Source organism: Cognatishimia sp., assembly GCF_964229375.1.
Taxonomy (GTDB): domain Bacteria; phylum Pseudomonadota; class Alphaproteobacteria; order Rhodobacterales; family Rhodobacteraceae; genus Cognatishimia.
Window position 1 is genome coordinate 1 of record NZ_CAXREH010000025.1, and the last position, 8,348, is coordinate 8,348.

The 8,348-nt window shown below is 57.2% G+C and carries 9 protein-coding genes; 1 reads left to right on the forward strand and 8 read right to left on the reverse strand.

The window, feature by feature from the left end; translation table 11 throughout:
- Positions 1–501 precede the first annotated feature (501 nt).
- Complete coding sequence (locus ACEQWH_RS01965) at positions 502–1,224, reverse strand: hypothetical protein (RefSeq protein WP_370227808.1); 723 nt, start codon at positions 1,222–1,224, stop codon at positions 502–504.
- A gap of 23 nt (positions 1,225–1,247) precedes the next feature.
- On the opposite strand from ACEQWH_RS01965, the gene ACEQWH_RS01970 reads away from it, so the two are divergent.
- On the forward strand, positions 1,248–1,484 hold the full coding sequence (locus ACEQWH_RS01970; RefSeq protein WP_370227810.1) for a helix-turn-helix transcriptional regulator: 237 nt from the start codon (positions 1,248–1,250) through the stop codon (positions 1,482–1,484).
- 187 nt (positions 1,485–1,671) lie between these two features.
- On the opposite strand, the gene ACEQWH_RS01975 is transcribed toward ACEQWH_RS01970, so the two are convergent.
- From ACEQWH_RS01975 to ACEQWH_RS02005, 7 genes are all read right to left on the reverse strand, one after another.
- Positions 1,672–1,956 (reverse strand): hypothetical protein, encoded by a 285-nt coding sequence (locus ACEQWH_RS01975; RefSeq protein ID WP_370227812.1) that lies wholly within the window; start codon positions 1,954–1,956, stop codon positions 1,672–1,674.
- Positions 1,946–2,998, reverse strand: a complete 1,053-nt coding sequence (locus ACEQWH_RS01980) for a hypothetical protein (protein WP_370227814.1) — start codon at positions 2,996–2,998, stop codon at positions 1,946–1,948. Before ACEQWH_RS01980 ends, ACEQWH_RS01975 begins: the two co-directional genes overlap by 11 nt.
- The gene (locus ACEQWH_RS01985; protein ID WP_370227816.1) at positions 2,995–3,405 is read right to left on the reverse strand and encodes a hypothetical protein; all 411 of its coding nucleotides are present in this window, start codon (positions 3,403–3,405) and stop codon (positions 2,995–2,997) included. Before ACEQWH_RS01985 ends, ACEQWH_RS01980 begins: the two co-directional genes overlap by 4 nt.
- On the reverse strand, positions 3,402–4,889 hold the full coding sequence (locus ACEQWH_RS01990; RefSeq protein WP_370227824.1) for an FAD-dependent oxidoreductase: 1,488 nt from the start codon (positions 4,887–4,889) through the stop codon (positions 3,402–3,404). Before ACEQWH_RS01990 ends, ACEQWH_RS01985 begins: the two co-directional genes overlap by 4 nt.
- A gap of 2 nt (positions 4,890–4,891) precedes the next feature.
- Positions 4,892–5,884 carry an alpha/beta fold hydrolase gene (locus ACEQWH_RS01995; protein ID WP_370227818.1) on the reverse strand — a complete coding sequence of 331 codons (993 nt, stop codon included), beginning with the start codon at positions 5,882–5,884 and terminating at the stop codon, positions 4,892–4,894.
- A gap of 151 nt (positions 5,885–6,035) precedes the next feature.
- Positions 6,036–7,349 (reverse strand): aspartate aminotransferase family protein, encoded by a 1,314-nt coding sequence (locus ACEQWH_RS02000; RefSeq protein ID WP_370227820.1) that lies wholly within the window; start codon positions 7,347–7,349, stop codon positions 6,036–6,038.
- Positions 7,346–8,348: aminomethyltransferase family protein (locus tag ACEQWH_RS02005; protein WP_370227822.1), on the reverse strand; the 1,003-nt coding region annotated here is incomplete at its 5' end. The genes ACEQWH_RS02005 and ACEQWH_RS02000, both read right to left, overlap by 4 nt.

An 8,348-nucleotide genomic window follows, 5' to 3' on the forward strand; every position in this document is an offset into this window, starting at 1 on the left:
GGGACATGATCTTCGGGTCTTTCCATGATGGCAGCGACGCCGCCACGCAGGAGACCCGAGCACGCAAGAAACGCATGTATACTAGGTAAAGAGACCACCAGGAAACGCATATGCGATTTTGCCCACCGCCCGACAATGCGAAGCTACACAATTGATGACCTGCGGGAGTTAATTGGGGTCTGGCAAAAAACTCAATATGTCCAACTTACCAAACCCGTAAGAGTTGCTAGCCCGAATAAATGCAGGCGCCGACCTCTTGGTCGTATGGCACGAACACATCGAGCTCACCCACAACGAACGGCGTGCAGTGATGAGCACCGTTGATGCGGATTTCAAAGCAGCCAACTTTCCGTACCCACAAAACCACATTCAAAATGGACTACTCAGGTGGGGCTGCTCTATAAACGTTTAGAACGTCTGACTAGTCTCTGGCCGAATGTGCATCTCGCAACCGCAGAGAATGTCCGCTTTCCGCCCTTTTCGGTTTGCCATGTGCTTCGATTAGGGCCTGATTACCAAGCAACTTTGCTGCAACAAACTCAGATCGTTGCTCCAACCAGTACGGAGCAGGCAAGCACCTACAAGCGAGAAAACATCGCCTTCAACGACAGCATTTTGCTCGCTGAGATTCCCAATTGCCTTAGCAAAGCCATTAGCCGCGTTAAAGGCGTCTTTCCAATGTTCACCCGGGCCGGCATGATTGTCGCCACTCACGAACGCTTCAAAGACTAAGGTCTTGTCCGATTCCGGCCATCGTTCCCAATCGAGTATAAACTGTCTTTCAGGATCGAGAGCCAGCATCTCCCGGAGGACGTGGTTTAAAACGACAAGCCCAATCGTCGTGACGGTGGCTCCAGCCCCAGCAGACCAAGGACGGCCATTTTCACCTTTGCGTTGACCAGTGAGCTTACTGAGCGACCTGTTGTGCGGGACGAACAATGGAGCTTCAAATCCTAACGCAGATGGTTTGCCCTTGGAGCGACCAGAGAAACACTCGACAAATTCGTCCAAGTCCGTACCGTGTTCCGAACGAACTCCATCAAGTACTGCCCAACCAATATTGCGCGGAGAGCCAACATCCACCGCGCCAATAACGCATTTTTCTTTAAGAACCGCCGCATCCAAATCCAAACTCCAGTTCGGAAAACTCTGTGTGAGGCAAAAAATACGAAGTTTAGTTCTATTTTTCAAAATATTTCGAAGTCCACTCGGCTTATCGACCAAGTGGCCGAAGTCTAATTCGAGCCATGGAACATATTCTGAAGACCTATTTGGCAGAACAGCTGAAAAGCTTTCGAAAAGACGCCAAGCTTACTCAGGAAGAACTGGCAGCACAGATCGGACGCACGGCCGAAGCTATTTCGAATATCGAACGAGCAAACAGTTCGCCAACGTTGGATACTCTACTTGCACTGTCAGAAACATTGGAGCGGCCACTTAGGGACTTTTTCTCTCTTTACCTCGATTTGCATCTACTTTCCTGACAAATCAACTGCGCCCATGGCATTGTAGAGGTCAGGGGTTCGATCCCCCTAGGCTCCACCAAATCTCTCTATTCCTCATAGGCCTTAGTCAACTTATCCCTCAGCTCACTTGTGGCCTGTCGGCTGTTGAGTCATTCGCGCCTCAAGCCCGGCCTACCAGCGCGATAGCTGCCCAAAAACCGCGTCGCTACGCTCGCGAGAAACAGCCTTCAAGACCTGCTGGCAGCACGAGTCGCGCGCCGTTTTGGTATAAGCGACGCGCGAGGTCTGTGTCGTCTGAGGTCAATGTCACGCTGTAGGCTGTCGCGGACAGAATCGCGACGTTTTCAGGGATATGCGCCAAGAATTCCTGACTGGGGAACACCACAAGGACCGAGGGCGCGTCATCGCTGATCAGGGTCACGCCAACCAGCACACCGAGCCACCCGACGACAACCACCATGATCGCTAAGGCTGTGGTCTTAGTAGTCATGGATGTGCTCCAGACGCGCGGAGGTTTCTGCGAGGCCAGCAATGTCTGCGGCAAGCTCGGCGACATCTGTCAGCAGAAGATGGCGATAGTTTTCAAAGCCCTGCCGCTTGTCGCTGTACATCGCTTTGGGATGCGTGGCGGCCTCAGAGATGATCGTGAACATGATATCGTCATTGCCGGCAATTTCGACAAAGGAAACCCCTGCTTCTGTCATGTCCTTGATAAGATGGGTCAAGGCGCGATAACGGAGTGTTTCGATCTCGATGCCCGATGGCGTTTCGCCGATCACCGTTACGCCACTGAACTGCGCAAGCGTATTGCCGTCAGCACCGTCAACGATCATCCGCAAAGTCAAAGCATCGCCGCCAACTTCGGCCACCGCCGCAGCAATCACCCGAGCGTAAGCGGCCTTTACGCCGTATTCCAATCCAAGTGCAAAGCGGCGTTCCTGATCCCGCATTTGCCCGGCGCCAGCGTCTCTCAGGGCCTTTGCATCGGCATCGAAATCCCATTTGTACCAGGGGGTTTGCTGCAGAAACGCAGCATAGCCCTTGGCTTGCGCCGCCGACAGATCATCAAGGGCTGCGCGTTGCGGTCCTCGTAGAGTTGTGAAAACCCGCCCAAGGGTTTCTTCATATGCCGCCTTTGCCAACAATTCAGCCGTGAAACTGAAACCGATCACATAGACCATCTGTTTGGTTGCACCATCGACCGGCCCCAGCTGTCCCGATGTCTTTGAAAGCGCGCACAAGGACCGCCAGAACCCAGAGATCCCCTTGATGAACCGATAATCATGCGGATCGCCCGTCTCTATCACGCGGGCATAGTCCTGATAGGCGTGGACGATGTACCACTCGGGATAGGTCAGCAGTGTACGGGATTCCAATCGATGGTGCTCGGCTGCCAGAAGCGCTTGCGCGGCCGCAGGCTCACCCGACGGGCGGCACATGACTTCGGAATATGCCACCGGAGTCAGCAATCCCAAAACGACAAGCAGAACGCCTGCAATCAGCCGTTTTGCCCATCGCCAAATGAACATCATGCCAGGTGTCCAAGGTTCTTGAACCCCGCCCACAGCGCCAGTGCCCCCAGCCCCAGATGCGGCACATTCGCAAGCACGCGACCCAAAGAAAAGTCCAGCCCAGCAGAAGCGTTCGTAAAGATCCCGAGGTCGAGATAGCCATAGCCAGTAAAGATCCCGAACACCCCGTCGCCAAGGTATGCTGCGCCAAACAGGACCGCAAATATGCGGGACGCATGATGAGACCGAACACCCGCGATCAAAGCCCAGAGAGCCGAGGCAACGTGCAACGCGTCGTCGTAAGGATCGAGCGCAAAGATCCCGAAGGCAAGGCCGTCCTCATCTGTCAGGCCGGGAACATAGTTCAGCGACGCCGCGATCATCAGCACCACGAAATAGACAAGGCAAAGTTTCTGCAAAGAGGTCATAGCTGCTCCAAATAGCTGTCCCAAAGATTGTTGCGCAGGATCAGTTGCGAATCCAGCGCGCGTTTCTTGGCGGCAAATTGGGCGGCCTTTGGATAGACCTTGGCCAGTTGATCCAGACGCGCATGGGGACGGTATGGCAGATAATAGGCGCCGCCATCTTGCGCGATACGGTCAATCAGCTCTTGGGTCATCCGCCGCATATCGGCTTCGGCGCGTTTGGTCAGTTCCTGGCTGAAAGACATCACCGCAGCGATGCGAGGGCTTGTGGCATAAGACAGATCGCTTTGATCGTCCTGCGCAACATAGCGCAGCGTGACATTCAGAAACTCTTGATAAGACGCGGGGATCACCTCGCGACAGGCCTGAAGGAACGGCTCAAACGCGTCAGAACTCACGAAATACTCGTGCAAAATATCGGTGCGGTCGGGGTCGCGATCATCAAGTGTCACGACTGGCTCATTGATAAGCGAGTTGCGGGTGACCTCCCCGCCGCCTATCGCCGGACCAAGGGATGTCTCGTTCCACCACCGGAACGCCTTCATCGCCTCATTGCCCAGTTGCGCGCGGTAAAGGCGGCTGGCCACATGCGACATCCAGCCAGATCCCGAGGCAGGGGGCAGCTCTAACTGATCCTCGGTTTCGCGATAGGTGACAAGCAAGGCCTGTTCAAAAAAGATGTCCCTCTCAACGTTCAGGCGCCCGTAGGCCATCGTGACAGCAGGGTCCGCGACGGCATCTTTGAACGCCGCAGCAAAAGAGTTGGCAGGCATGGTTTGAAACGTCGGCACCAGACGGCTGTTTGGCACCATGTCGACCTCTAGATCCAAGATCACGCCGACAAGGCCATAGCCCCCCATCGCCATGTTAAAAAGGTCGGCGTTCTCGGTCGCCGAACACCTTACCAGATCCCCTGAGGGCAGGATCATACGCAACGTGCGCACTGTTGCCCCCATGGGGCCGAAGGGAGCCGGCCAGCCATGCGCATTTACGGAAAATGTCGCGGCAACGCCAAAGTCATTGTTGGACTGCATAACGGCGGGCGACCACCCGTTTGGATCAAGCGCGGCGATAACCTGAGACCAACGGGCCCCGGCGTGCGCCCGATAGCTGCGCGCTGCGCTATCGATGTCGACTGTGCCGTTGTCGAATGTGACGGCAGTTCCGTCCCGGGGGATCGCCTGCCCGCCCATCGAGTGTCGCGCAGCCCCAACATTGAAGGCTCTGTTCTCGCGTCTTGCCTCGGCAAGCTCTTTGCGGATGGCAGCGATCAACGCATCATCTGCATTCTCAGACAGGATCAGATGCTTGTGAATCGGGGTTGGCGACAGCCCGCTTGCATCATTCATAACCGTTCCCGTTCCCTCAACAGGCAACCGAGTGGTGCCGTCAAGAACCGGTAAGTTTCCGGTAAAAGTCCGGGTGGCGGCCCATCCCGCCGCCGCACCGCCAAGTGCAAGGGCGGATCGTCGGGTAAACTTTTTCATGTTCATTCACGCTCCTGATTGAACGGTTGAGCCATCGCCTGCAACGCATCAACAAGTGCCTGGGCAAACTCTGAGGGCGCCTCTAGATGTGGAATGTGTCCCACATCCTCAAGAACGGTCAAGGTTGCGTTTGGCACCATCGCGGCAAGTGCTTTGCCTTGCTCTAGCGGGGTGACCGTGTCTTCAGCCCCCCAAATCGCCGCGAAAGGCAGATCAAGCGCAGCCCAATTGGCTGGGGCCATGCTCACGGCATCACGCGGCGTGTTGAACAGGACCGGCACCCACTGAGACACCGCCTCGGTATACCCCTCGCGCACCATAGGTTTCTGCAACATTGCCACCATTTCTGCGGTGGCCACGTCCTTACGATACATAAAATCGCGCAGGAATTTACGGGTCAGCAATGGGTTCGTCGCCGTCGCAGAGGTCAGATACTGTCGAAGGGTCTCATTGCGCAAAACAAACGGGGTCTGTTTCGGATTTTCCCTGTCCTGCAGGCCTAGGGCGCCTGCGACCACAACATATCCAGACACCAGATCAGGACGTTGAAGTACGGCCTCTGACACCGGACCGGCCCCAACGGAATGCGCCACGACCATGGGCTTGTCGCCCAAAGCTTCCAGCAACGCGATGACGCGCTCTGCTTGGGCTGATCTGCTGTAGTCGCCGTTGGCAGGATGCTCGGACCACCCAAAAGGCGGCATATCAAATGCCGTCGCGAGATAGCCTGCTTGTGACACATCCGCCATCGTCTTGCGCCAAATGGCCGACCACGCCGCAGTGCCATGGGTCAACAACACACGGGGGGCATCTGGGTCGCCCTTTTCCAGGACAAAGACTGCGCCTTCGGAGGTTTCAAGCAATTGCCCCTCAGCGGGCAATCCTGCTGCAAATGCGACGATCTCGCGCGAATGCGCCGAATACCTGAGCAGGCCGATCGCGATAACACTGATCGCGACCAACGCCGCAATGCTTCGAATTGTCCATTTACCCATAGAAACTGGTACTCTCATCGTCGTCGCACCCAGGATGGCATCCCAAAGGTTAATGACAAGTCGTGAATTCTATATGGCGTTTGGTCTTGTAAACGGTGGCAAGATCCTTAACTGGCCGCCACATGATCCCACCTCGGCAATTGCCCCTAATCTAAGTCGCCGCCGCCTCCAGCGCTGAATCGAGGCTGGCTGCGACTTGATCGACATCTTCAAGCGAGAGGCACAGCGGTGGCACCATGCGCAAACATTGCTGAAACGGGCCTGACTTGGACAGGATGATACCCTGCGCGCGGCAGGCTTCAAAGACTTCGGTGGTCATCTCTTTGTCAGGCGTCTTGCTGTCGCGATCCTTGACGAACTCCAGTGCCAGCATCAGGCCTTTGCCGCGCACATCACCAATTGCGCCGTGTTTGTCTTTCAGATCATGCAACCGTTCCAGCAATTTCGCCCCGACAACGCGTGCGTTTTCCTGAAGGCCTTCGTCCCGCATGACCGCCAGTACAGCGCGCGCCGCCGCCGCAGACGTCGGGTTTGCACCATAGGTGTGGAACATGAATTTTTCGGCCATCGGCTCGGCAATATGCTTTTTGGCCACGACGGCACCGATCGGGAACCCGTTGCCCAGCCCTTTGGCCATGACCACGATATCAGGCACGACGTTGTCAGCCTCAAATCCCCAGAAATTCGCGCCGGTGCGCCCAAAGCCCGACTGCACTTCATCCGCAATATAAAGCCCACCCGCCGCGCGGATCCGCTCGGCCGCGCCGGACATATAGCCCTTGGGCATCTCGATAATCCCACCATATCCCTGCACGCTTTCCACAAACATGCCAGCAACCTGACCAGAGGTCGCGGTGGCGATGGTGCGATCGATCTCTTCAAGGTAGGGCTGCGTTCCGGGACCAAAGATGCCGCGATACTGGTTTGGCTCAGGCACAAAAGCCACGTTGCCGGGCATCCCCGGATGCCGCCAGCCCGAGATCCCGGTAATGGACTGCGCCGCCGCCGTGGGCCCGTGATAGGCCGTGCGCAGGGCCAACAGATCGAGATTGCCCGTATAGGTGCGCGCCCTGGTCATCGCCAGATCAACCGCTTCCGAGCCAGAGTTGGTCAGATGCACAACCCAGTCATGGCCTTTGGGCATGGTCGCGGCAAGTTCCTCGGCCAGATGCGCTGGCGTGGGGTGATAAAACATGGTCGTGCAATGGGTCAGCTCTTGCGCCTGCGCCGTCGCTGCCGCCACCACGCGAGGATGCGAGTGCCCGACCGAGATACAGACGTTCATGCCCAAAAGATCCGTGTATTTCCGCCCATCCGTGTCCCACAGATACTGCCCCTGACCTTTGCGGAACACGATGGGGTCCCGAAACGGAGTAAACCGGGTCAGCGAGGCCGCATAGAACTGATCGCGCCGCGCAGCGGTGTTGGCGAAATTCCAATCGGTGTGCAAGGGATGGTCGGTCATGTGGAACCTCCGGTTTTCAATCGTGCATTTTCAGGGTCATAGGGGGCTTTGGGCAGGATGGTCGCTTTGCGCGGCTGCCCGAGTATGGAAAGTGTCAGATCATCACGTGCGGTTGGATCGCGCAGGTAGGCCAGTGCAAGCACCTTGCCGGTGCGGTGGCCATACGCACCCGAAGTAGCAATCCCCACGGGTCTGGATCCCTGCCAGACGGTATGGGCATAAAACGGGTCCACCTCACCCGCCTCGATCTCTAACAAGACCATGTCCCAAGCGGCGTCACGGCTTAGGCCAGCTCGTAGGTCTTTGCGCACAAACGGGGTCAGTCCGGCCTCAAGCGGGCTGCGCTCGGTGGTCAGATCACTGCCCCAACCGCGATAGGCTTTTTCCAGCCGCATAGAATTCGCAGCATATGCACCGTAATACCCAAGGCCATGCGGCTTAGCGCGCGCCTCTAGCGTGGTGAACAGACGCGCGGCATCGGCTTTGGCCACATGCAGCTCCCAGCCACATTCGCCCAGGTAAGACACGCGCAAGGCCCGCACCGAAGCCCCCGCCACATCACAGTCCTGCGCGGTCAGCCATTGCATCTGAGCCAGCTCGGGCAGCACGTCGGGCGCCTTAGGGCCCATGACGCCGATGACGGCAAAGTCTTCGGTGATGTTTTGGACCGCCACGTCGAAATCGCCTGCAACCTGCTGCAGCATATCAAAGTCGATCTGTTCGGCGGCCGCTGCCGAGGTGAGATAGGCATGATCGCCGCCAAGGCGCGTGACTGTGAATTCTGACAGAACGCCGCCCGTCGGGGTCAACGCGTGGGTCAATCCGATGCGGCCCGCATAGGGCGCGCGGTTGGCACCCAGCGCTTCAAGAAAGGCCGCGACATCAAGGCCCGTCACATCAAATTTTGAAAACACAGACACATCGGCCATCGCAACACGGTTGCTGGCTGCGTCGACCTCTGCTGCCACTGGCTTAAACCAGTTGGCGCGGCGGAAGGTT